Annotated in this window: 22 protein-coding genes, 1 tRNA gene and 1 pseudogene; 18 read left to right on the top strand and 6 right to left on the bottom strand. The window is 62.9% G+C overall.

The window, feature by feature from the left end:
- Window positions 1-80: 80 nt before the first annotated feature.
- On the top strand, window positions 81-986 hold the full coding sequence (locus L610_RS14010) for a neutral zinc metallopeptidase (RefSeq protein WP_144705820.1): 906 nt from the start codon (window positions 81-83) through the stop codon (window positions 984-986).
- A gap of 472 nt (window positions 987-1,458) precedes the next feature.
- Here L610_RS14010 and carA read toward each other — a convergent pair whose 3' ends face one another.
- Complete coding sequence (gene carA / locus L610_RS14005) at window positions 1,459-2,676, bottom strand: glutamine-hydrolyzing carbamoyl-phosphate synthase small subunit (RefSeq protein WP_024849629.1); 1,218 nt, start codon at window positions 2,674-2,676, stop codon at window positions 1,459-1,461.
- A 190-nt stretch (window positions 2,677-2,866) separates the two neighbouring features.
- Between carA and L610_RS14000 the strand changes: the two genes are divergently transcribed.
- Both L610_RS14000 and L610_RS13995 read left to right on the top strand, forming a co-directional pair.
- A complete protein-coding gene (locus L610_RS14000; protein ID WP_144705818.1) occupies window positions 2,867-3,316 on the top strand; it encodes a GatB/YqeY domain-containing protein in 450 nt (149 codons plus the stop codon).
- A gap of 97 nt (window positions 3,317-3,413) precedes the next feature.
- Entirely contained in the window at window positions 3,414-4,076 is a 663-nt protein-coding gene (locus L610_RS13995) for a 5-formyltetrahydrofolate cyclo-ligase (RefSeq protein WP_144705816.1), read from the top strand.
- A 1-nt stretch (window position 4,077) separates the two neighbouring features.
- On the opposite strand, the gene L610_RS13990 is transcribed toward L610_RS13995, so the two are convergent.
- Window positions 4,078-5,739, bottom strand: coding sequence for a Na/Pi cotransporter family protein (locus tag L610_RS13990; RefSeq protein ID WP_024849632.1), 1,662 nt, complete (start codon window positions 5,737-5,739; stop codon window positions 4,078-4,080).
- Between the two features lie 246 nt (window positions 5,740-5,985).
- On the opposite strand from L610_RS13990, the gene dnaG reads away from it, so the two are divergent.
- The 4 genes and pseudogenes from dnaG to L610_RS13970 all read left to right on the top strand — a co-directional run bounded on the left by dnaG (window position 5,986) and on the right by L610_RS13970 (window position 11,258).
- Window positions 5,986-7,929, top strand: coding sequence for a DNA primase (dnaG, locus tag L610_RS13985; protein ID WP_144705814.1), 1,944 nt, complete (start codon window positions 5,986-5,988; stop codon window positions 7,927-7,929).
- A gap of 410 nt (window positions 7,930-8,339) precedes the next feature.
- Window positions 8,340-10,349: an RNA polymerase sigma factor RpoD gene (gene rpoD, locus L610_RS13980; RefSeq protein ID WP_144705812.1), complete on the top strand. Its 2,010-nt coding sequence runs from the start codon at window positions 8,340-8,342 to the stop codon at window positions 10,347-10,349.
- Between the two features lie 11 nt (window positions 10,350-10,360).
- Window positions 10,361-10,666 (top strand): annotated as a pseudogene (locus L610_RS13975) (Uma2 family endonuclease); the annotation flags it as partial.
- 22 nt (window positions 10,667-10,688) lie between these two features.
- A complete protein-coding gene (locus tag L610_RS13970) occupies window positions 10,689-11,258 on the top strand; it encodes a GNAT family N-acetyltransferase (protein WP_144705810.1) in 570 nt (189 codons plus the stop codon).
- On the opposite strand, the gene L610_RS13965 is transcribed toward L610_RS13970, so the two are convergent.
- Entirely contained in the window at window positions 11,248-11,814 is a 567-nt protein-coding gene (locus tag L610_RS13965; protein WP_144705808.1) for a TetR/AcrR family transcriptional regulator, read from the bottom strand. The two genes, L610_RS13970 and L610_RS13965, sit on opposite strands and share 11 nt — an antisense overlap.
- A 71-nt stretch (window positions 11,815-11,885) precedes the next feature.
- Between L610_RS13965 and L610_RS13960 the strand changes: the two genes are divergently transcribed.
- From L610_RS13960 to L610_RS13940, 5 genes are all read left to right on the top strand, one after another.
- On the top strand, window positions 11,886-12,311 hold the full coding sequence (locus tag L610_RS13960) for a VOC family protein (RefSeq protein WP_024849638.1): 426 nt from the start codon (window positions 11,886-11,888) through the stop codon (window positions 12,309-12,311).
- Window positions 12,312-12,398: 87 nt separating this feature from the next.
- Window positions 12,399-13,022 carry a glutathione S-transferase family protein gene (locus L610_RS13955; RefSeq protein WP_144705806.1) on the top strand — a complete coding sequence of 208 codons (624 nt, stop codon included), beginning with the start codon at window positions 12,399-12,401 and terminating at the stop codon, window positions 13,020-13,022.
- 7 nt (window positions 13,023-13,029) lie between these two features.
- Window positions 13,030-13,455: a secondary thiamine-phosphate synthase enzyme YjbQ gene (locus L610_RS13950; RefSeq protein ID WP_024849640.1), complete on the top strand. Its 426-nt coding sequence runs from the start codon at window positions 13,030-13,032 to the stop codon at window positions 13,453-13,455.
- A 61-nt stretch (window positions 13,456-13,516) separates the two neighbouring features.
- Entirely contained in the window at window positions 13,517-13,798 is a 282-nt protein-coding gene (locus L610_RS13945; protein ID WP_024849641.1) for an HlyU family transcriptional regulator, read from the top strand.
- Between the two features lie 252 nt (window positions 13,799-14,050).
- Window positions 14,051-14,914 carry an NAD(P)-dependent oxidoreductase gene (locus tag L610_RS13940; protein WP_144705804.1) on the top strand — a complete coding sequence of 288 codons (864 nt, stop codon included), beginning with the start codon at window positions 14,051-14,053 and terminating at the stop codon, window positions 14,912-14,914.
- Between the two features lie 53 nt (window positions 14,915-14,967).
- On the opposite strand, the gene L610_RS20550 is transcribed toward L610_RS13940, so the two are convergent.
- The gene (locus L610_RS20550; protein ID WP_246659021.1) at window positions 14,968-15,801 is read right to left on the bottom strand and encodes an OmpA family protein; all 834 of its coding nucleotides are present in this window, start codon (window positions 15,799-15,801) and stop codon (window positions 14,968-14,970) included.
- Window positions 15,802-16,685: 884 nt separating this feature from the next.
- Between L610_RS20550 and L610_RS13930 the strand changes: the two genes are divergently transcribed.
- The 5 genes from L610_RS13930 to L610_RS13910 all read left to right on the top strand — a co-directional run bounded on the left by L610_RS13930 (window position 16,686) and on the right by L610_RS13910 (window position 19,286).
- Entirely contained in the window at window positions 16,686-17,060 is a 375-nt protein-coding gene (locus L610_RS13930; protein WP_144705802.1) for a hypothetical protein, read from the top strand.
- Window positions 17,061-17,248: 188 nt separating this feature from the next.
- Entirely contained in the window at window positions 17,249-17,698 is a 450-nt protein-coding gene (locus tag L610_RS13925; protein WP_024849644.1) for a YcgN family cysteine cluster protein, read from the top strand.
- Between the two features lie 76 nt (window positions 17,699-17,774).
- A complete protein-coding gene (locus tag L610_RS13920) occupies window positions 17,775-18,188 on the top strand; it encodes a ketosteroid isomerase-related protein (RefSeq protein WP_024849645.1) in 414 nt (137 codons plus the stop codon).
- Between the two features lies 1 nt (window position 18,189).
- Window positions 18,190-18,774: a GNAT family N-acetyltransferase gene (locus L610_RS13915; protein WP_144705800.1), complete on the top strand. Its 585-nt coding sequence runs from the start codon at window positions 18,190-18,192 to the stop codon at window positions 18,772-18,774.
- A 137-nt stretch (window positions 18,775-18,911) separates the two neighbouring features.
- A complete protein-coding gene (locus tag L610_RS13910) occupies window positions 18,912-19,286 on the top strand; it encodes a hypothetical protein (protein ID WP_144705798.1) in 375 nt (124 codons plus the stop codon).
- A gap of 133 nt (window positions 19,287-19,419) precedes the next feature.
- Here the strand turns inward: L610_RS13910 and L610_RS13905 are convergent, their stop codons facing one another.
- Window positions 19,420-20,148 (bottom strand): SIMPL domain-containing protein, encoded by a 729-nt coding sequence (locus L610_RS13905; protein WP_024849648.1) that lies wholly within the window; start codon window positions 20,146-20,148, stop codon window positions 19,420-19,422.
- Window positions 20,149-20,256: 108 nt separating this feature from the next.
- On the opposite strand from L610_RS13905, the gene L610_RS13900 reads away from it, so the two are divergent.
- Window positions 20,257-20,332, top strand: a tRNA-Ile gene (locus L610_RS13900).
- Window positions 20,333-21,160: 828 nt separating this feature from the next.
- Here the strand turns inward: L610_RS13900 and L610_RS20360 are convergent.
- Window positions 21,161-21,786 (bottom strand): hypothetical protein (locus L610_RS20360; protein ID WP_210246019.1); only part of this gene is annotated, 626 nt, incomplete at its 5' end.

Below are 21,786 nucleotides of genomic sequence, written 5' to 3'. Positions count from 1 at the left end.
TCAGGCTGGCCTTACCCAACGCACTTTGAACGTGGCAGTCGTTCGGCTAATGTCGAACGATCATCAACAGGACTTGTACCATGCTCTGGAAGGGCCGTCGGCAAAGCAGCAATATCGAGGACAGACGCGGCGGCGGCATGCCGGGCGGCCGTATTGGCGGAGGCGGGCCCATCCGGTTGCCGATAGGCCGTGGCGCTGGCGGCGGTGGCCTCTCCGGCATCATTATCCTCGTCGTGTTGTTCTTCGCGCTCCGCGCCTGCGGTATCGATCCGCTGCAGATCCTCGCGGGCGGCGGGATCGGCGGTGGCCAGCAGATTGGCTTTGAGCAGCAGGGCAACAGCCAAGTGACGGACGAAGAGGCGCAGTTCGTTTCCGTCGTGCTCGCGGAGACCGAGGATGTCTGGAACGGCATTTTCCAGGCCGAGGGGCAGGAATACAGCGAGCCGCGGCTGGTGCTCTTCACCAACCAGATCCAGTCGGCCTGCGGCTATGCTTCGTCGGCCTCGGGGCCGTTCTACTGCCCCGGCGATCGCAAGGTGTACATCGACCTCGGCTTCTTCCGCGAGCTGGCGCAGAAGTTCAAGGCGTCGGGCGACTTCGCGCAGGCCTATGTGATCGCGCATGAAGTCGGCCACCACGTCCAGAACCTGATCGGCTTGCTGCCGGAATTCAACCGCCAGCGGCAGAGCATGAGCCAGGTGGAAGCCAATCGCATGTCGACCCGTGTCGAGCTGCAGGCTGACTGCTTCGCTGGCATCTGGGCGCATTACACCGCGCAGAAGGGCCTGCTGGAGCAGGGCGACATCGAGGAGGCGCTGAATGCCGCCAACCAGATCGGTGATGACACGCTGCAAAAGCGCACCCAGGGCTACGTCGTTCCGGAAAGCTTCAACCACGGTACGTCCAAGCAGCGCATGACCTGGTTCGCCAACGGCCTGCGCAACGGTCGGCTCGAGGACTGCGATACGTTCAACAACCCGGTCTGAGGGACGGAGACATTTGGATGAATAAGGCGGGCTCGCGACCCGCCTTTTTGTTGCGGGCTTTTCGCTGCTCACAGCGTGATCACCTCACGTAATGCCGGCGTTTCCGCCGCGCGGGGTTCTCAATCGCCGGCCCGGGCTTCAGCGTTCCGGCATGGATCCTCGGCTCAAGGCCGAGGATGACGAAGCTGAATGGTTCTGCTTAACCGCCGAAGGCAGCGCGCCATCAATGCCGGCGCTGACGACTTTCAGTAACCTTCCCACATCGTCATCCTCGGCCTTGAGCCGAGGATCCATGCCGGTACCGATCCGCTAAGCCGCATTCCAGAATGGGCAGTGCAGGGAGCATCATGCGGAAAGTGGGGATGCACAAGGGGGCGTGCCTGGACCATCCGCCACTCAGAATCTAACCCAACAAAAACGGCGGCTCAGAGCCGCCATTTTCATTCCCAACGAGTGCTGGTCAGCGCGCTGATCAGCGCTCCGCCAGAGCCGGCTCGCCGCGGCGTTCGCGGATCATGTTGACGAAGCGGCGGAAGAGGTAGTGCGAGTCCTGCGGACCCGGAGAAGCCTCCGGATGATGCTGCACCGAGAACACCGGCTTGCCGGCCAGCGCGATGCCGCAGTTGGAGCCGTCGAACAGCGAAACGTGAGTCTCGACAACGCCTTCCGGCAGCGACTTCGAGTCGACCGCGAAGCCGTGGTTCATCGACACGATCTCGACCTTGCCGGTGGTGTGGTCCTTGACCGGGTGGTTCGCGCCGTGGTGGCCCTGGTGCATCTTCTCGGTCTTGGCGCCGACGGCGAGGGCGAGGATCTGGTGGCCTAGGCAGATGCCGAACATCGGCAGGTCGGCCTTGAGCAGGTCCTGCACGACAGGCACGGCATATTCGCCGGTCGCTGCCGGGTCGCCGGGGCCGTTCGACAGGAAGACGCCGTCCGGGTTCATGGCGAGGATTTCGTCAGCCGAGGTCCTGGCCGGAACGACCGTCACCTTGGCGCCGAGCCCGGCAAGCAGGCGCAGGATGTTGCGCTTGACGCCGTAGTCGACGGCAACGATGTGCATCGACGGCTCCTTCTGCTCGTCATAACCCTCGTCCCAGACCCAAGGGGTCTCGGTCCAGGTCGACGACTGGCCGGAGGTCACATCCTTGGCAAGGTCGAGGCCGACGAGGCCGGACCATTCGCGCGCTTCCTTCTTTAGCGCCTCGACGTCGAAGACGCCGTCCGGCGAGTGGGCGATCACCGCATTCGGCGCGCCCTTGTCGCGGATCAGCGCCGTCAGCGCGCGCGTGTCGATATTGCACATGGCGATGATGCCGCGGTGCTTCAGCCAGGCATCGAGCGCCTCGCTGTTGCGGTAGTTCGACGGGTTGGTGATGTCGCCCTTGAAGATGGCGCCGACCGCACCGTGGCGTGCTGCCGGCGTGAGGTCTTCAATGTCCTCGCCGTTCGTACCGACATTGCCGATATGCGGGAAGGTGAAGGTGACGATCTGTCCGGTGTAGGACGGATCGGTCAGAATTTCCTGGTAGCCCGTGAGGGCCGTGTTGAAGCAGACTTCAGCCACCACATGCCCAGTGGCGCCAACGCCGGTGCCTTCAATCACCGTTCCGTCGGCCAGCACCAGCAAGGCGGTGGGCTTCTTCGTCTGCCAGGGCAAGGTCGGGGCGGTCGTACCGGTCATGGCCATTCTCCGTTCGTGGCAGGCCGTGCTTGAAATGGTCCTGCTTGCAGGACGCATCGCGCAGGCGTATGCGCGGCGGGGAGCCGTCTGCCTCTGTCGCGCAACATTGAGATAGTTTCGCCCGGTCCATAGGTGAAGCCATCGGCGCGGTCAATCATCGGTGAGAGCCGACCCCAAAAGAACGAAGGAAAAAGATATGCGCGAAACGATCACGAAGGCCCTGAGGGAAGCACAGAAGGCGCAGGACAAGGAACGGACGTCGACTCTGCGCATGATCAACGCCGCGATCCAGGACCGGGATATCGCCAATCGCGGCGCGGGCAAGGACGCCGCCTCCAGCGAGGAGATCCTGCAGATTCTCACCAAGCTGGTGAAGCAGCGCGAGGAATCCGCCAAGGCTTATGAAGAGGGTGGCCGTGCGGAACTCGCCGCTAAGGAGCGCGCCGAGATCGCTATCATCCGCGAATACCTGCCGCAGCAGATGGACGAGGCGCAGACGCGCGATGCAATTGCAAAGGCAGTGGCTGAGACGGGTGCGGCAAGCGTGAAGGACATGGGCAAGGTGATGGCCTACCTCAAGGAGCGCTACACTGGCCAGCTCGACTTCGGCAAGGCAAGCGGCCTCATCAAGGAAATGCTGAGCTAGTCACTTCGCTCGTGTGCGACGTATTCGCTGCGAAGACGTCGCATTCGGGGTGCACCTCCTCGGCCATGACGGTTAGTCTTGGGAAAGGAGGAGTGCGATGACCGATGAACAGGACAAGGCCGGCGGCGGCACCTACGCGTCGCCACCCTGCTTCATGCACGAGCTTGGCGGCGAGGGGAGCGCGCCTGCGGGCGACCCGATCGCAGAGGCCGATGTCAGGCGCTGGCGCAAGGCAGAGCGCGAACGGTTGATCACGGCGCGGCTGGAGCTTCCGGCCGATGTCCGTGCTGCCCATGCGGCGGTGATCTGCGAGAAGATCGACCGCCGCGTCGGCGACTATGCCGGCAAGACCGTCTCCATCTATTGGCCATTTCGCGGCGAGCCTGACCTGCGCGGCTGGGCGCAGCGGGTGATCGACAAGGGCGGGCGCATGGCGCTGCCGGTCGTCTTGGCCAAGGCGACGCCGCTGATCTTCCGCGCATGGACGCCCGGCGACAAGCTCGAAAAAGGCGTATGGAACATCCCGATCCCGGTCGACGATGTGCGCGTCATCCCCGACGTCGTGATCTCACCGGTAGTGGGCTTCGATGCGCAGAACTACCGGCTGGGCTACGGCGGCGGCTTCTATGACCGCACGCTGGCGTCACTGCCCAACAAGCCGCTTGTCATCGGCATCGGCTATTCGCTGCAGCGGATCCCAACGATCTACCCGCAGCCGTACGACATCCCGATGGATGTCGTCTTCACCGAGGCCGACTAACTTACTCCGCGGCCTGCGCCAGGCGCGAGCCGCGCAGCAGGCCGTGCTCCTCGAGGACCGGATACGCCATCGACGCGAGCAGCGAGTTGATCTGTTTGAGGTCGCGGATCGTGTCGAGATGGAGCGAGCTCGTCTCGAGGCTCTTCTTGGTGCCGGTACGCAGGCGCTCGAAGTGGCGCTGGCTCGTCTCGCGTTCGAGATCGCGCATGCGGTCCTTCTCGCGAACCAGCGCCTGTGCCGTCGCCGGGTCGCGGCTAATCACGACGTTGAAGGCAAGGCGCGCGTTGTTCAGCACGCTTGCGTGCAGGTTGGTCAGCTCGCGCCAGCCTTCCGGCGTGAAAGTGAGCCCGCGCTCGAGCTTCTTGCGGACATGCACCAGCATGTTGCGGGTAATGATGTCGCCGACCTGCTCGAGCTTGACACAGGCGTCCAGCAGCTCATGCGTGCGCTGCACGTCCTGCTCATCCATCTGCTCGGCCGGGATGCGGGCGAGGTAGAGCTTGATTGCCGCGTGCTTCCGGTCGACGCGGTCGTCAAGCGATGCGAGCTCTTCCATGCCTTCGCGGCTCGGCTCCTCGTAGAGCTCCATGATGTTCTTCAGCATCACCTCGACCGTCTCGCAGACGCCGACCACGGCGCGCGTGACGTTGGCGAGGGCGCGGGACGGCGTGTTGAGAGCGTCCGGATCCAGCGCGCTCGCCTCGCGATCCTCGAGTGCCGATGCCGACTGGGCCGAGGATGTCATGCTCTCGAGCATGCTCGTGACGAGGCCTGCGATCGGCATCGCAAGGATGACCAGCGCGATGTTGAAGGCGATGTGAGCATGGATAATCTGCAGCGGGGCGGTATCGCCGAGGTAGCTGAGCGGCGGATTGAAGATCGAAAGCACGATCAGTGCGATTACAGCTCCGACGCCGCGGACGATCAGGTTGCCGAGCGGAACGACGCGGCTCGGCGCCGGCATGGTGCGCGACAGGAGCGCCGCGATCAGGCCGCCGCCCAGGTTGGCGCCCAACGCTAGTACGACACCGAGTTCGGCCGGGATGATGCCGCGCGTTGCCAGCGCCACCACCAGCAGGATGAAGGCGACGCTCGAATGGAAAAGCCAGGTCATCACAGCTGCGATCAGGAACGCCGTGACGACGTCGCCGGAGAGATAGTTGATGATGATCGGCAAAAGGTCGCTGTGGCGCAGCGGCTCGGAGGCGCTGCCGATCAGCTGCAGCGACAGGAGCAGCAGGCCGATGCCGACCAGAATGCGGCCGAACTGGCGCCAGGCGGCGCGCTCGGTGGCCATGAAGATCGCGGTGCCGAAGAAGATGGTGATTGGGACCAGCAGCGACAGGTCGAAGGACAGCAGCTTGACGACGAATGCGGAGCCGAGGTCGGCGCCAAGCACGGCGATCAGGCCCGAGGCGGAGCCAACGATCCCGGATCCGACGAACGAGCCGACGAGCAGCGCCACGGCAGTGGAACTTTGGAAGGCGATCGCAAGCAGCGCGCCAGCCGCGGCCGCTGCGATCGGATTCTTCAGCGTTCCGCGCAGCTTGCGGCGCAAGATGTCGCCATAGGCGCGCTCGACGCCCGTGCGGACGGTGCGCGTCGCCCAGAGCAGAAGGGCGACGGCCCCCGCCAGATGAATAAGAACGACCGAGCCGCTCATTCGAAAATCTGCGCGCCGCGCGCGCCTCGCCTGTTGATCACCGTTTGATTCATGGCCGCCATGGTAGCAAGAGCTTTTTACTTTCCAAGGGATATCTTGTTAGCCGGTTAAACGAATATCGGTTTTTCTTAGGGGTGCCCCTAGCGTCGCTTATGGGTGTGAATTCTGGTGATCCCATGAGAAGTCGTTCGCTTCCCCCGCCGCCTTCGTCCTATATAGGACTCCCATAGTCAGTTCGGTTGACCGATGCGCTTTCCGCAATCCTTCCTCGACGAGATACGCGATCGTGTTCCGATCTCGGCCGTGGTCGGTACCCGCGTGACGTGGGACAGGCGCAAGACCAACGTCCAGCGCGGGGATTACTGGGCCTGCTGTCCGTTTCACGGCGAGAAGTCGCCGTCCTTCCACTGCGAGGATCGCAAGGGCCGCTACCATTGCTTCGGCTGCGGCGTCACCGGCGACCACTTCAAGTTCCTGACCGAGCTCGACGGCATGGCGTTCCCGGAAGCGGTGGAGCGCCTCGCCGAAATGGCCGGCGTGGCAATGCCGGCGCGCGACGCGCAGGCCGAGCGCAGGGAGCGTGAGCGCGCGACCCTCACCGACGTGATGGAGCTGGCGACCCGCTTCTTCCAGGAAAAGCTGCATGCGGCTGAAGGAGCCAAGGCGAGGGCCTACCTGCGCGAGCGCGGACTTTCCTCCGCCACCCAGCAGGCGTTCCGCCTCGGCTATGCCCCGGACAGCCGCAACGCCCTGAAGGAATACCTCGCCACCAAAGGCGTTGCGCGCGAGCAGATCGAGGCGGTGGGGCTGGTCGTCCATGGCCCGGACATTCCGGTTTCCTACGACCGGTTCCGCGACCGCGTCATGTTCCCGATCGAGGATTCGCGGGGCAGGGTTATCGCCTTTGGCGGCCGCGCGTTGTCGAATGACGTTCCGGCAAAGTACCTCAACTCCAACGACACCGAGCTCTTCCACAAGGGCAATGTGCTCTACAACTTCGCCCGGGCTCGCAAGGCGCAGGTGAAGTCCGGCACCGTCATTGCCGTTGAAGGCTACATGGATGTGATTGCCCTGGCGCAGGCGGGGTTTGAGCATGTCGTTGCCCCGCTTGGCACGGCGCTCACTGAAAACCAACTCGAGCTGCTCTGGAAGATGACCGGCGAGCCGATCCTCTGCTTCGACGGCGACCAGGCCGGCCTCAAGGCGGCATGGCGCGCGGCAGACCTTGCGCTGCCGCTGATCGAGCCGGGCAAGACGGTACGCTTTGCGCTGCTGCCGGAGGGCCAGGATCCGGACGATCTTGTCCGCAGTGGCGGGCCGGATGCATTCCGCTCCGTGCTCAATGAGGCGCGGCCGCTGGCCGAGCTGTTGTGGCTGCGTGAGACCTCTGGTGGCGTTTTCGACACGCCGGAGCGCCGCGCCGAACTTGAAAAGAACCTGCGCGAACTGACCGGCCGGATCAAGGACGAAAGTGTTCGCCGCCATTACCAGCAGGACATGCGCGACCGGGTGCAAAGCTTCTTCGGCCCGCGCGACCGCGGCCCGCAGAAGAGCCGCTTCGGTGGGGAGCGTGGCTTCGGCGGCGGGCGTGGCGGGAAGCAGGGGCAGATTGCGGCCGGACGGATCGCAGTGAGCGAGAGCCTTGCCCGTTCGGCCCTTGTTCGCGCGAGCGGTGGCACTTTGCCGTTGCGCGAGACGGCAATGATCGTCTCGATGATCAATCACCCGGAGTTGATCGACGAGCATTTCGAAGAGTTCGCCGACATGGATCTGCCGCATCCGGAGCTTCGCAAGCTGCACTCGGCGGTCCTCGATGCGCTCGCCAATGGCGTCGACCATGAGCGCAAGGCGCTGATCGCCGCTCTGGCGGCTGCAGGGCATGAAGCGTCGTGGGAGCGGGCGGTGGCACTCGTCCGCAAGGCGCGGATCTGGCCGGCGCTAGAGGATGCGGCCATTGAGGATGCACGCGAGGCTTTTAGCCAGGCAGCGGCATTGCAAACCAAGGCGCGGGAGCTGAAACGCCAGCGGGCCAGCGTTCAGCAGGCGCTGGCCGATGCGGTGGAGAAGGGGGAGGAGCAGACCTCGCAGCATCTCCTGCAGGTGCTCAACACGATCAGCCTCGACATCGCCAACCTGGAGCGGCTCGAGGCGCTGGTTGACGGCTTCGGCGTTCAATCGGGCAGGGGATAGCAGCGATTTAAGGTTGCAAACTCGCGCCACTTGCAGAATTAAGAACACACCCTACATAGGCATCACGTTCGGGCCCAGTGGCACTGCCCGAAGCTGCACGTCGTGCATTTGATTCGCTTTTTTGCTGCGAATCAGGTTTCTGACGCTTGACCTTCCGCACGTTTGGCGGAATCAGGATCAATGGAAATCTGCCGTGAGCCGGGAAAAAATCAACAGCGCCCGTAAAATGTGAACGCAACGGCGGCTGGTCGGATCCGCGACGATGTCTATATGCCGAATGTGACAGGGTTAATCGAGCATTAAGGCAGAAGCAGGTATCGCGATTCACCGGCGAAGTTCAGATGATTTGCCACATGCGCTGAGGCCCTGAAGGCCTCGATTGAAGCTTCAGCCTCTGGAGAAGAGACAATATGGCGACGAAAGAGAAGGAAGAGGTCGAAAACGAACGCGAAGGCGCGCCGGACGGCCCGCTGCTCGACCTTTCCGACGACGCCGTCAAGAAGATGATAAAGGTCGCGAAGAAGCGCGGCTATGTCACGATGGACGAGCTGAATGCCGTGCTTCCTTCCGAGGAAGTGACGTCGGAGCAGATCGAGGACACGATGGCGATGCTCTCCGACATGGGCATCAACGTCGTGGAGGACGACGAGGCTGGCGAGGAAGCTGAGAGCGACGACGACGACGAGTCCACCGAGCTGGCAGAATCGACCGGCACCGCGCTGGCGGCCGCGCCGACCAAGAAAGAGCCGACCGACCGTACCGACGATCCGGTCCGCATGTACCTGCGCGAGATGGGCTCGGTCGAGCTGCTGTCGCGCGAGGGCGAAATCGCGATTGCGAAGCGCATCGAGGCCGGCCGCGAGACGATGATCGCGGGTCTGTGCGAGAGCCCGCTGACCTTCCAGGCCATCATCATCTGGCGCGATGAGCTCAACGAGGGCAAGATTCTCCTGCGCGAGATCATTGACCTCGAGGCCACCTATGCCGGGCCCGAGGCCAAGCAGGCTCCGATCGTCGAGCGCATCGAGGAAGACGCCAAGCCGAAGGAAGACGCCAAGCCCGGTCGTCGCCGTGGTGAAGACGACGACATTACCAATGTCGGCGGCGAGACCCGGGTCGAGGAAGAGGAAGAAGACGAGGACGAGACCAACCTGTCGCTTGCGGCGATGGAAGCTGAGCTTCGCCCGCAGGTCATGGAAACCCTCGACGTCATCGCTTCGACCTACAAGAAGCTGCGCAAGCTGCAGGACCAGCAGGTCGAGCAGCGCCTTGCCGCTGCCGGCAGCCTGTCGTCCAGCCAGGAGCGCTCCTACAAGCAGCTCAAGGACCAGCTGGTCACGGCCGTGAAGTCGCTGTCGCTCAACCAGGCCCGCATTGAGGCACTGGTCGAGCAGCTCTACGATATCAACAAGCGTCTCGTGCAGAACGAGGGCAAGCTGCTGCGCCTAGCCGAAAGCTACGGCGTCCGCCGTGAGGACTTCCTGCGCGAGTACCAGGGCAGCGAGCTCGATCCGAACTGGATCAAGCGGATTGCCAACCTCTCCAGCCGCGGCTGGAAGGAATTCTACCAGAACGAGAAGGACACCATCCGCGACATCCGCGCGAAGATCCAGAACCTCGCCACCGAAACCGGCATTTCGATCGCCGAGTTCCGCAAGATCGTCAACCAGGTCCAGAAGGGCGAGCGCGAAGCCGCAATCGCCAAGAAGGAAATGGTCGAGGCGAACCTGCGTCTCGTGATCTCGATCGCCAAGAAGTACACGAACCGCGGCCTGCAGTTCCTGGACCTCATCCAGGAAGGCAACATCGGCCTGATGAAGGCGGTCGACAAGTTCGAGTACCGTCGCGGGTACAAGTTCTCGACCTACGCGACGTGGTGGATCCGTCAGGCGATCACCCGCTCGATCGCCGACCAGGCACGCACGATCCGCATCCCGGTGCACATGATCGAGACGATCAACAAGATCGTCCGTACCTCGCGCCAGATGCTGCACGAAATCGGCCGCGAGCCGACTCCGGAAGAGCTGGCCGAAAAGTTGGCGATGCCGCTCGAGAAGGTTCGCAAGGTCCTGAAGATCGCCAAGGAGCCGATCTCGCTCGAAACCCCGGTGGGCGACGAGGAAGATTCACACCTCGGTGACTTCATCGAGGACAAAAACGCTCTGCTGCCAATCGATGCGGCGATCCAAGCGAACCTGCGCGAGACGACCACGCGCGTGCTGGCATCGCTCACGCCGCGCGAAGAGCGCGTGCTGCGCATGCGCTTCGGCATCGGCATGAACACCGACCACACCCTCGAGGAGGTGGGCCAGCAGTTCTCCGTGACGCGGGAGCGTATCCGCCAGATCGAGGCGAAGGCGCTTCGCAAGCTGAAGCACCCGAGCCGCAGCCGCAAGCTGCGCAGCTTCCTCGACAGCTAAGACTTCAAAACCCGGCCTCAGCGCCGGGTTTTTTCTTGGCCGGTGACCTGCGTGGCCACCATGTCCTGCTGGCCGTCGAGATTTCCGACTCGAGCTTGGCTTATGACCGCGGGCGAAAGCTCGGCGTCTATGCTGCCTACGGCATACCAGAGGTCTGGGTGATCGAGGCGGCGAACCTCGTCACCCACGTCTATAAGCGCCTCGGTGCGGAAGGTTACGGTGTACAGGCCGATTTCGGTCCCGATCAGGATGTTGTTGCGGGGCGCGCAGAGGGTGTAGGCTTCTGCTTCGCCCGCCTCGGGCTATCGCCTCTTTGATCCATTCCATGAGCGTCAGCAGATGAACCAGAAGTTGGAGCGTGCGGATGTCGTTGTCCGCGACTGCACCGTCGAGGACATGACCGTCGTCCAGGAGATTTACGCCCACCACGTGCTCCACGGCACCGCGTCCTTCGAGGAGGCTGCTCCGGGCCTCGAGGAAATGTGCAAACGCCGCGAAACGGTTCTCGCGTCCGGACTGCCGTATCTTGTCGCCGAGATCGATGGCAAGGTGCAGGGCTATGCCTATGCAGGGATGTTCCGCCCGCGCATTGCCTATCGCTACTCGATCGAGGATTCGGTCTACGTGGCGCCGGGACTTGGTGGGCGCGGCATTGGCAAGGCGCTGCTCACCGAGCTGATCCGCCGCTGCGAGCGGGGACCCTGGCGCCAGATGATAGCGGTGATCGGCGACAGCGCCAACCATGGCTCGATCAACCTGCACCGCAGCCTCGGCTTCCATCACACCGGCACGCTCGCCTCGACTGGCTTCAAGTTCGGTCGCTGGATCGACACGGTGATGATGCAGCGCGCGCTGGGCGAGGGCGACACCACGCTGCCGGAGCCTGCGAAGGCACAAGCTAGCGCGTAGAGAGGGCGTCAATGATCGCGGCGAAAACCTTGCGGTGATCTTCCACGCTTGCACCGGCTTCGATCGCGAGAGCTGCGCGGTCGAACATCGCTGACAATTGCGCGGCGAGCGCAGGGACAGGAAGCTGCTGCAGTTCGCCCGCTTCCATTGCGGCCGTCAGCCCTTCCACGAGCGTGCGTCCGCCGTAGCGCTCGTCGATTTCGTCCATGAGCGACCGGCCGAGGACTGCCGGCCCGTCCAGCAGCAGGAGGCGCGTGCGTCCGTTGACTGCCATCGCCCGGAAGAAGGCGTCCGCCCCGTCGAGCAGAGCCTGGCGCACCGAGGCAGGAGCTTCGGTTGCCGCGTCGATCTCCGCCGCCCTAAACAGTGCCTGCTTGTCGGCGAAGTGGTGGTAGAGCGCCCCACGGGTCACCCCGGCAGCGGCCACAATCTCCGGCGTTCCTGTCTCCGCATATGATTTCTCAATGAAGAGGTTACGCGCGGCCGCGATGAGCGCGGCGCGGGTCGCCTCCGTGCGCTCCCGATTGGAGCGACGTGCAGAAACGGCTTCTTGCATGCATGCAGCCTGTATGTTAACGGTCAGAATACATACAGAATGTATGTGAATAGAAGGCGAAAGGGAAGGCCATGAAGGCGACCAGCTTCTACCCCGTGATCATGACCGGCGATGTTGCCGGGACCGCGCGCTTCTACATCGAGCACTTCCGGTTCAGGCCCGCCTTCGAGAATGAGTGGTACGTCCACCTGACCTCGACGGAGGACGAGACCATCAACCTCGCCATTCTTGCTGGCGACCACAAGACGATCCCCGCCGAGGGCAGGGGAAGGGTGAGTGGCCTTCTGCTCAACTTCGAGGTCGAGGATGTCGACGCCGAGCATGCGCGGCTGTCGGCTGCGGGGTTGCCGATCCTGCTTTCGCTACGCGACGAGGCATTCGGCCAGCGCCACTTCATCACCAGCGATCCCAACGGCGTCCTCATCGACATCATCAAGCCCATACCGCCGACGGGCGAGTTCGCTGAGCAGTACACGGACGAGGCGCGTCCGGTCTGACGGCTTTCAGTATCGGCGTCTCCCGCAATTGCATTCGCGTGCAAACCGGTCCAGCCTGCGGCCATTCGGATTGGGAGGTATTTGCCGATGTTGACCCTTTATTTTGGACGGGGCGGTTGTTCGCTCGCGTCGCATATCGCGCTTGAGGAAGCAGGCGCTGACTACGAGGCGCGCCAGGTCGATTTTGCGACCAACGAGCAGCAGTCGCCGGAATATCTGCGCGTAAACCCGAAGGGGCGCGTGCCGGCGCTGGTCACACCGCGCGGCATCCTCACCGAGACCCCGGCGATCCTCGCCTATATCGCGCAGTCATTCCCGGGCGCAGCACTTGCGCCTGTCGCCGACTATTTCGCCTTTGCCGAGCTGCAGGCGTTCAATTCCTATCTCTGCTCTACTCTGCATGTCGCGCACGCGCACGGACGGCGCGCTTACCGCTGGGCTGATGACGAGGCCGCGCAGGCGGAGATGAAGCGAAAGATGCCGGAGGTCGTGACCGCTTGCTTTAAGATGGTCGAGGACAACATGTTCCGTGGACCATGGGTGATGGGAGACCAGTACACCGTCGCCGATTCCTATCTCTTCACGGTCGCGCAGTGGATTGAAGGTGATAATGTCGACACCTCGCTCATTCCGCGGGTAATGGAGCACCGCGAACGGATGAAGCAGCGCCCGGCCGTTCAGAAGGTGCTGGAGCGCGAGGCAAACGCTTGAGGCAGGCATGGCGCAGCAGACGGTTCTGACGATTTCAACCCACGGGCAAGGGCTCTACGAGTTCACCGACCAGGCATCCGCCTTCGTCAGGAACGCGGGGATCCAAACCGGCCTGTTCACCGTCTTCGTGCGCCATACCTCGTGCTCGCTGATCATCCAGGAAAATGCAGATCCGGATGTCCAGCGCGACCTCAACGAGTTCTTCCGGAGGCTGGTGCCGCCGTCGAACGACCCGTCGATGCGCTGGATGGTGCACACCACCGAAGGGCCGGATGACATGCCGGCCCACATCAAGGCGGCGCTCAACGCGGTCTCGCTGTCGGTCCCTGTGATGGGTGGCAGGCTTGCATTGGGAACCTGGCAGGGCATCTATCTGTTCGAGCACCGCGACCGTCCGCACCGGCGCGAGGTCGTGCTGCATCTCGCAAGCTGACCGGTTTCCTTTCCAGTGCCGCTGCGGCATAGATGAAGCCAGACAGAGATGGGAGACGAAGATGTCGTTCTGGAAGAAGCTGTTTGGCGGTGGCGGCGCGGCCAAGCAAGAGGAAGCCGGCGAGCCTGTCGAGCATAAGGGCTACAGGATACTTCCCACTCCCTACCTTGAAGGGGGCCAGTACCAGACCTGCGGCGTGATCTCGAAGGAGATCAACGGCGAACTCAGGGAGCACCGCTTCATTCGTGCCGACCGGTTTGCGTCTAGGCAGGACGCGATCGACGTCACCATCCGCAAGGCGCAGCAGGTCATCGATGAACAGGGAGACCGGATCTTCGGCTAGGGCGATGCAGCGTCTTTCGATCCTCCTGATCGCAGGATTGCTCACAGGCTGTGCGGCCTATGGCGTCGTTGCAACCGCGCGGATCAGCGACGACAGGGTCGTTGCCTCCTCAAGGAGCGCGACCGTGTCGACGAGCGGGATTTCAACGAGGTCGGAACGGGCCGAAATCCGCTACTGACAAACCAGCCGCGCGACGCGCGAACGCATGCTAGGTTTCCACGTTGACCATCGCGATCACGGGGAGGGCCATAAATGTCGCTCAAGGGGAAGACGCTTTTCATCTCGGGAGGCTCGCGGGGGATCGGCCTGGCTGTCGCCCTGCGCGCCGCGCGCGACGGCGCAAACGTTACCATCGCAGCGAAGACCGCCGAGCCGCACCCTAAGTTGCCGGGGACGATCTACACTGCCGCCGAAGAGATCGAGAAGGCGGGCGGCAAGGCGCTGCCAGTGGTCTGTGATATCCGCGATGAAGCCCAGGTCGGCGAGGCGGTCGCGAAGACGGTCGAAGTGTTCGGCGGCATCGACATCTGCATCAACAATGCCAGCGCAATTAATCTGACGCCGACGCTCGCCACCGACATGAAGCGCTTCGATCTGATGCACCAGATCAATACGCGCGGCACTTTCCTCGTCTCGAAAACGTGCATTCCGCACCTGCGCTTGGCGGCCAATCCTCATATTTTGAATCTGGCGCCGCCGCTCGACATGAAGGCCAAGTGGTTCAGGAACCACGTCGCTTACACGATGGCGAAATACGGCATGTCGATGTGCACGCTCGGCATGAGCGCTGAGTTCGCGAGTGAGGGGATCGCTGTGAATTCGCTGTGGCCGCTGACCGCAATCGACACTGCGGCCGTGCGCAACCTCCTTGGTGGAGAAGCAGTTGCCTCGATGAGCAGGTCGCCGCAGATCATGGCGGATGCCGCCTATGCGATCGTCAACCGTCCCGCGCGTGAGACGACCGGCAACTTCTTCATCGACGAGGAGGTGCTGAAGGGAGAAGGCGTCAGCGATTTCTCGGCCTACGCCCCCGGCGCCGAACAGCTGGCGGCGGACTTCTTCGTGCCAGACGAGGTGTTCGAGCGTAGCGAGACGAAGGTGCTGCGCGCGTTCTAAGAGACATGGAAAACCCGGCTGGTGGGACCAGCCGGGTACCTTCTCCGGGGAGATTATTGTGCGTTTGCGACCGGAGCGACCAGCGGGGTGATGCGGCGGATCGCAACACGGCGGTTCTCGCGCTCCGGCTCCTCCGTCTTCACCTTGAGGTAGGTCTCGCCGTAGCCCTGCGTGACCAGATTTTCGGGCGGGATGCCGAACACGTTGGTCAGGGCGGTCGCGATGGACTCAGCCCGGCGGTCGGAGAGGGCCAGGTTCGCCTCATTTGAGCCGACAGCGTCAGTGTGACCCTCAATCAGGAACACCTCGCCGGGGTTCTTCTCGAGCAGCTTGTTCATGGCATTCGCCACGCCCTCGAGCCTCGGGATCGCGTCATCCGTGATGGTGGCAGAGCCGAACTCGAAGTTGATCGTATCGAGCTCGACGCGGCGGACGCTGTCTCGGACACGGGCCGAGTAACGGACCTCGTCAACCGAGTAGAGGCGCCGGACCGGCTCGACCGGCGGCTGCTCAAGGAACTCGTAGTAGACATCCTCGTCCTGGACCCCGCCAGCGTCGAGGATATACTCATTAGCGGGAATGGTCAGGCGCAGCGGCGGAAGATCCTGGCCCGGATCGCGCCAGCTACGGCGGCGATCGTCACGGTCACGGCGCCCACCGTCGGAATAGACAAGCACATATTCGCGCCCGTCTGAGGTGAAGCGTGAGCGCTCCACCACGTCGCCGTAGCGGTCATATACCGTCACGACCTGCACCCCATTCGGGCGCACGACGGTCTCGCGGTAGCGGCCGCGCGGCAGCTCCTCGTAGTAGACTTCCTGCGCGTCGCGTCCGATGCGGTCGCGATCGTCGCTGCGGACGATGATCTGGTTGTTGAACTGGATCACCGTGCGGTCGCCAAACTCGCGGACTGGTTCGGCGCCCTCCCAGCGCTCGCGGCGGCCCTCGAAATTGTCGATGCGCTGACCTTGCTCTTCGCGCAGCGAGCGGAACTCGACCGGCTGCTCAAGCTGCTGCGCCTCGACATCCGTTGTCGGCGGTGGTCCGGCAGGGGCTGCCGGAGCCTGTGCTGGCTGCTGGACGGCATCCGGAGCTGGCTGGCCACCCTCTTGCGCGGGAGCAGGGGCTTCCTTGGCGCTGTCGAGTAGCGGAGCCTGGTCGCCAATCGGTTCGCTGGCGCCTTCCGTAACCGGAGGCTGACCTTCGGCCGGAGGAGCAGCGCCTTCCTGCGGAGCGGCGGGTGCTTCCTGTGCAGGAGCGGGCGGCGCGCCTTCAGCCGGCTGTTCCGCAGGGGCGGCGGGCTGTTCTTCAGCAGGAGCCTCATCTGCAGGGGCAGCATCCGGCGAGGGAGCAGGCGTCGGCGCTTCTCCTGTCGGAGGTGTAGGGGCATCGGGCGCGGGAGTTGGCGCAGGCGCTGCTTCCGGGGTTTCCTCGGCCGGCGTCTCAGGCTCAGGAGCGGCATCCTGAGGTGCTGCTTCAGGAGCAGGCGTTGGTGTCGGGGCTTCATCGGATGGTGGGGTTGCCTCTTCAGGCGCGGATTGTTCCTCAGCCGGTTGTTCGGCGGGTTCTTCAGCCGGTGGTGCGGGTTCGTCAGCGGCTGGAGGCTCCTCAGCCTGAGGCTCAGGCGCAGGGGCTTGCNTTCATCGGATGGTGGGGTTGCCTCTTCAGGCGCGGCTGGAGCCTCTGCAGGTGACTCCTCGGCGGCCGGCGCCTCTGCCGGAGGTTCCTCTGCTGCAGGTGGCTCCTCAGCCTGAGGCTCAGGCGCAGGGGCTTGCTCAGCAGGAGCCGGCGCTTCTTCAGGAGCAGGAGGAGTCTGCTCTTCCGGTGCAGGTGCTTCCTCAGCAGGAGCTGGAGCTTCCTCGGCCGGTGCCGCCGGCTCTTCGGCAGGGGCAGGCTGCTCGGCAGGCGCTTCCTGCTGCTGTTCCTCTTCTGCCGGCTGCTCTTGGCCTCCGCCCTGGCGGGCGCGCTCCGCTTCTTCCTCGGCGCGGCGACGCAGCAGTTCCTCTTCGCTCAGGCCTTCCTCAGCCTGCGCCAGGATCATCAGGTTGCCATGATCATTTGGTGCCGCGACCGGCTCGGCAAATCCGGGCTGTGCAGCGGTTGCCTGCCCGGCAAGCATCACGAGCGCCAGCGCCGTGCCTGCTAGAAAACTGGATCGGGTGTGCATCTTGGTAGTCTCCTGTCCGGTCGTCCCAACGCACGGCAACTTCTATCGCCCCCCGAAGGTTCCTTCCCGGCGGCATCTTGGGCAGGGGCGGGGCAAAGCCGCGGCAAATTCGTGGCGGAGGCCGTCTTGCCCTTGACGCCCCCGCCGCAAGCGCTCAAACGGTAGCCATGACACAGCAGCCGTTCTGGATGGAAAAGACGCTCGAGGAACTGAGCCCGCAGGAGTGGGAGCTGCTGTGCGACGGCTGTGGCAAATGCTGCCTGTCGAAGCTCGAGGACGAGGACACCGGCGACATCTACTGGACTACCGTCGGCTGCCGACTATTTGACGACGAAACCTGCAGCTGCCGCGACTATCCCAATCGTCTGTCGAAGGTTCCCGACTGCGTTGGCCTGACGCCGGAAAAGGTGCGCACGATCACTTGGCTGCCAAAGACCTGCGCCTATCGCCTCGTTGCCAATGGTGAGCCGCTCTACTGGTGGCATCATCTCGTGTCCGGCAGCCGCGAGACGGTTCATGTTGCCGGCATCTCGGTCAAGGGCTGCGTCACCGCCAGCGAGGACGACCTTTCCGAGCCCGAGGACTACTTCGCGCACATGCTGGACGAGGAGCCGTAGGGGCCGCTTGCCCCTTGGCATAAATTCCCCGGCCGCTATGGTTCCCCGCGAATCATACTGAGAAGGGGAATTCCTCATGACTGAAGCCAACACCCTTGCCCTGATCGAGCGCTACATCGCCGCCTTCAATGCGGGCGACAGCGAGGGCATGCTGGCATGCCTGACGGAAGACGTCGCGCACGACATCAACCAGGGCGGCCGCGAGATCGGCAAGGACAAGTTCCGCTGGTTCAACGGCATGATGAAGCGGCACTACCGCGAGGAGCTGACCGACGTCGTCATCATGGTCGCTCAGGGTGGCGGACGCGCGGCTGCGGAATTCACCGTCCACGGCACCTATCTCGAGACCGCCGAGGGCCTGCCGGAAGCCAAGGGCCAGAAGTACGTCCTGCCGGCCGGTATCTTCTTTGATATCGACAACGGCCTTATCTCGCGCGTGACGACCTACTACAATCTCGAAGACTGGATCGCACAGGTTTCGAAGGACTGAGATGGCTGACGTTCGGCGGCTTACCCGGTCGGAGGCGGAAGCCGCCTTCGACGACCTCGCCCGGCTGCGGATCGAGGTCTTTCGCGATTTCCCCTACCTCTACGAGGGCGACATAGACTACGAGCGTCAGTACCTGTCGACCTTCATGAAGTCGCCGGGCGCGGTGGTGATAGGTGCGCTGGACGGCTCGCGTCTCATCGGAGCGGCGACGGCTTCGCCGCTGACCGATCATCATGAGGAATTCGGCAAGCCGTTCGCCGATCGCGGCCTCGACACGCGCGAGTATTTCTATTTCGGCGAATCGGTGCTGCAGAAGGGCTATCGCGGGCAGGGGATCGGGGTGCGCTTCTTCGAGGAGCGCGAACAGGCAGCCCGCGACCAAGGCTTCTCGAAGTGCGTGTTCTGCGCCGTCATCCGGCCGGCTGACCATCCGCTGCGACCCGCCAACTACCAGCCGCTCGATGCCTTCTGGGCAAAGCGCGGCTACCAGAAGGTCGAGGGACTCATCTGCGAGTTCTCGTGGAAGGACATCGGGGAAAGCGACGAGTCGTCGAAGCCGATGCAGTTCTGGGCACGCACACTCTAGCCTCTTTAGGGCCCTGTTGGTGCCTCTTTCATCATTATGAACCTCACATGAACGACGAGTTCCGAGATCGTTCAGCCTCGCTCGACCATCATGCGGGCATCTAATCAGGACAAACTGAGCCCGACAGGAGAATGTTGATGATGAAATTCGCCAAGATCGCAGTTCTTTCCGCCCTGATCGGCCTCGGAGCCATCGCGTCCATTCCGTCCGCTGCGCAGGCGCAGACCGGCGGTTTCTACCTCGGCTTCGGCAATGGCGGAGTGGGTTTCCACTTTAACGACCGCGACCGCCGCGACTTCCGCGGTCCCGACCGTCACCATCCGCCGCGCCACCACGTCCGCGGCCACTGCTCGCCGCGCGAGGCGGTCCGCAAGGCGAGCCGCATGGGCCTTCGCGACGTTGCCGTCGTCCGTGAGAACCGCCGTGTGATCGAGGTCGAGGGACGCCGCCACGGCCGTCGTTTCCACACGATCGCCTTCGCGAACGTTAACGGCTGCTCGACCCTCCGTTAGGCTAGGGACACCATCCTCCAGCAAAAAGCCCGGCAGCGATGCCGGGCTTTTTCGCTTCGGAGAATGTGATGCAACTACCGGACAAACTGATTCAGAATCCCGCCTCAGCCTGTTGATCCCGAATCGCTTTTAGCTACTGCGCGATCTCGAATGTGACGCTCACCTGTACGCGGTAAGTGTTCTCCCCGGCCTCCACCGGCACCGCATCGGCAGCGGCAGCTTCCATCTTGAATGCACGCGCGCTGATCGGCATCGGCTGCGGCATCATCGAGTGCTCACTGATCTCGACGATCGACCCGAGTTTCACGCCGGCAGCTTCCGCCAGCGTCGTCGCGCGGCTGACCGCATCCTTCACCGCGCGCTTGCGCGCCTCGGTCACAGTCGCTGACGAATCGCTGTTGGTGAAGCTGATGCTTCCGCCCTGGTTGACGCCGAGCGAGACCGACTTGTCGATGATCTCGCCGACCTTGGAAATGTCGCGGATGCGGACGGTGAGGGTGTTCGACACCTGGTAGCCCTGGATCCGCGGCGGCTCGCCGGAATTGTCCTGCGGGAAGACGTAGCGCGGGTTGATCTGCAGGCCGGCGGTCTGCAAATCACGCGCCTCGATCCCGGCTTCTTTCAGGGCTGCGATCACTTCAGCGATGGCCGTGTTATTTTGGTCGAGCGCTTCGCGCGCGGTTTCAGCCTCGCGCATGACGCTCAGGCTGACGATCGCCATGTCCGGTGCGACCGATGCCTCACCTTCGCCAGCGACATGGATGCGCGGCTGGTGCGGAGGCCGTGGCGGCTCCTGCGCCGCGGCGAGGGAGGGAACCGAGAGTGCGGCGGCGAGGAGGAGAGGCAAATATCTGCGGTTCATGTCGATCTCCGAAAGAGTGCCTGAACTCAGGGCGATACTCACTCATTATGTGGGGATTGCGGCGAACACCTTGTGCCTCGGCGAAAAACCAACTAGTTCAGCGACGTGGGGCCTGTAGCTCAATGGTTAGAGCCGGCGGCTCATAACCGCTTGGTTGGGGGTTCGAGTCCCTCCGGGCCCACCAATTTCCTTTTGAAATCAAGGACTTATCCCCGGTTAAGCCCCTGAAATACCAACAAAATTGCGTCCACGGCTGTCCGCCGTTTTCAGCAGAAACCCGCCTACATCCAGGCGATTTGTTGGTACAAAACGCGCCTCGATACCAACAAATTTTGAGGCGAAATACCAACAGTGGTTGGTGGGGATGGGACTCACATCCGTAAAAATTTCAAGGCTTTATGAACGCACTGACCGACACGAATTGTCGTCAGAGGCACACCGTCGCTGCGCTGATGCGATGCGCTTCTAGCAGGGCAAGGTCACCGCTTCAATTCACCTCCCGTTGACACCTAGCTTGCGATTCGCGTCCGAATTTGAAGAAAACCACCCCCAAAACCGACTACAAACGGTCACGAAACGACAAATGACAATTTGATGACCACGCGGTTGCGGGTTCGAGTCCCACAAGAGCAACCACGAATTGAACAGGCGGACGAGGGGCACAGGGGCTAGCTTCACATGCGGACGGTGCGTAGATATTGCGCCTAGACACTGCGCTTGGGGCGCCTCTTTTGCGCTCGAATCGTATGGCTTCCCACTTCCCGATCCGGGCGACCTATTAACTCGGAATGACAAGTGCGGGGTGGCTTCCTGACTGACCGCTTCTGGCCGGCGGAGTTGGCAAAGCGGCCGTCCAGGGTGTCACATATCGAGTGATAGGAACGTTTGCCTGTGGGTGAGAGCAGAGATTGCGGCGGACTGAGGCGGAGGATTTGACCTGCGCGACTTTTGCCGCCGGAGCCTCTGTGCGCGTCTAACAGCCCCGTGCGTAAATCTCAGTCGGGCGCTACACCTACGAGCCAGTCGCCATGTTTAGCAGTCTCGTAAGTTCATCATCTATTGGGACAATGCTGGAGATGATAGCTCGCAGCTTATCGTACTCATCCTTCGGGTCTACACCCTTGCGAACATGCGCGCGGCCACTTGTGTGGGCAACCAGCCCCCTCGCTTCACCAAACGCGTTCATGCTCCCCAAGAAAACCGCATCGCATTTGGATATTTCGAAGCCGATCGGTATCAACATCTGTAGTAGATTGGCTTCCTTCACACCGTGGTTCTCAATCCGCACTCGCCTCTGAAAGTCAGACACGCACCTCGAAAGGCGATCCTCAATGGTTGTTTTCGATGCCCACTCCTTTGCTTTTCTTACATCTGCACTGGATAAGCTATCAGGCGGGAGTTCTAAGGTGCGACCGGCAAAGCCTATCAGGTGCAGGGTGACCTCGGATACCTTTCGTGCGTTTTCCCAAGCTCGAAGTGCCGCAAGTGAGACCTCCAGCACCCGATCTTCGAAGTAGGCCTCGAGTTCCGCATGGGCTAGGACGCGAAAAGCTAGTGCACGGGTACTAACTCTCGTTGGATCGCGATAACTGCCAGTCGGATCAAATCGTGCTGGCAGCAACAGCCTCCTTAAATCCA

Source organism: Aminobacter sp. J44, assembly GCF_007829415.1.
GTDB lineage: Bacteria > Pseudomonadota > Alphaproteobacteria > Rhizobiales > Rhizobiaceae > Aerobium.
Note: the sequence above shows the minus strand (reverse complement) of the source record. Positions and strands in the feature narration are given on the sequence as shown.

Coding starts and splice junctions, on each gene's coding strand:
- L610_RS14010 (WP_144705820.1), top strand. CDS start 81: ATGCTCTGGAAGGGCCGTCGGCAAAGCAGCAATATCGAGGACAGACGC.
- carA (WP_024849629.1), bottom strand. CDS start 2,676: ATGGCCATGACCGGTACGACCGCCCCGACCTTGCCCTGGCAGACGAAG.
- L610_RS14000 (WP_144705818.1), top strand. CDS start 2,867: ATGCGCGAAACGATCACGAAGGCCCTGAGGGAAGCACAGAAGGCGCAG.
- L610_RS13995 (WP_144705816.1), top strand. CDS start 3,414: ATGACCGATGAACAGGACAAGGCCGGCGGCGGCACCTACGCGTCGCCA.
- L610_RS13990 (WP_024849632.1), bottom strand. CDS start 5,739: ATGAGCGGCTCGGTCGTTCTTATTCATCTGGCGGGGGCCGTCGCCCTT.
- dnaG (WP_144705814.1), top strand. CDS start 5,986: ATGCGCTTTCCGCAATCCTTCCTCGACGAGATACGCGATCGTGTTCCG.
- rpoD (WP_144705812.1), top strand. CDS start 8,340: ATGGCGACGAAAGAGAAGGAAGAGGTCGAAAACGAACGCGAAGGCGCG.
- L610_RS13970 (WP_144705810.1), top strand. CDS start 10,689: ATGAACCAGAAGTTGGAGCGTGCGGATGTCGTTGTCCGCGACTGCACC.
- L610_RS13965 (WP_144705808.1), bottom strand. CDS start 11,814: ATGCAAGAAGCCGTTTCTGCACGTCGCTCCAATCGGGAGCGCACGGAG.
- L610_RS13960 (WP_024849638.1), top strand. CDS start 11,886: ATGAAGGCGACCAGCTTCTACCCCGTGATCATGACCGGCGATGTTGCC.
- L610_RS13955 (WP_144705806.1), top strand. CDS start 12,399: ATGTTGACCCTTTATTTTGGACGGGGCGGTTGTTCGCTCGCGTCGCAT.
- L610_RS13950 (WP_024849640.1), top strand. CDS start 13,030: ATGGCGCAGCAGACGGTTCTGACGATTTCAACCCACGGGCAAGGGCTC.
- L610_RS13945 (WP_024849641.1), top strand. CDS start 13,517: ATGTCGTTCTGGAAGAAGCTGTTTGGCGGTGGCGGCGCGGCCAAGCAA.
- L610_RS13940 (WP_144705804.1), top strand. CDS start 14,051: ATGTCGCTCAAGGGGAAGACGCTTTTCATCTCGGGAGGCTCGCGGGGG.
- L610_RS13925 (WP_024849644.1), top strand. CDS start 17,249: ATGACACAGCAGCCGTTCTGGATGGAAAAGACGCTCGAGGAACTGAGC.
- L610_RS13920 (WP_024849645.1), top strand. CDS start 17,775: ATGACTGAAGCCAACACCCTTGCCCTGATCGAGCGCTACATCGCCGCC.
- L610_RS13915 (WP_144705800.1), top strand. CDS start 18,190: ATGGCTGACGTTCGGCGGCTTACCCGGTCGGAGGCGGAAGCCGCCTTC.
- L610_RS13910 (WP_144705798.1), top strand. CDS start 18,912: ATGATGAAATTCGCCAAGATCGCAGTTCTTTCCGCCCTGATCGGCCTC.
- L610_RS13905 (WP_024849648.1), bottom strand. CDS start 20,148: ATGAACCGCAGATATTTGCCTCTCCTCCTCGCCGCCGCACTCTCGGTT.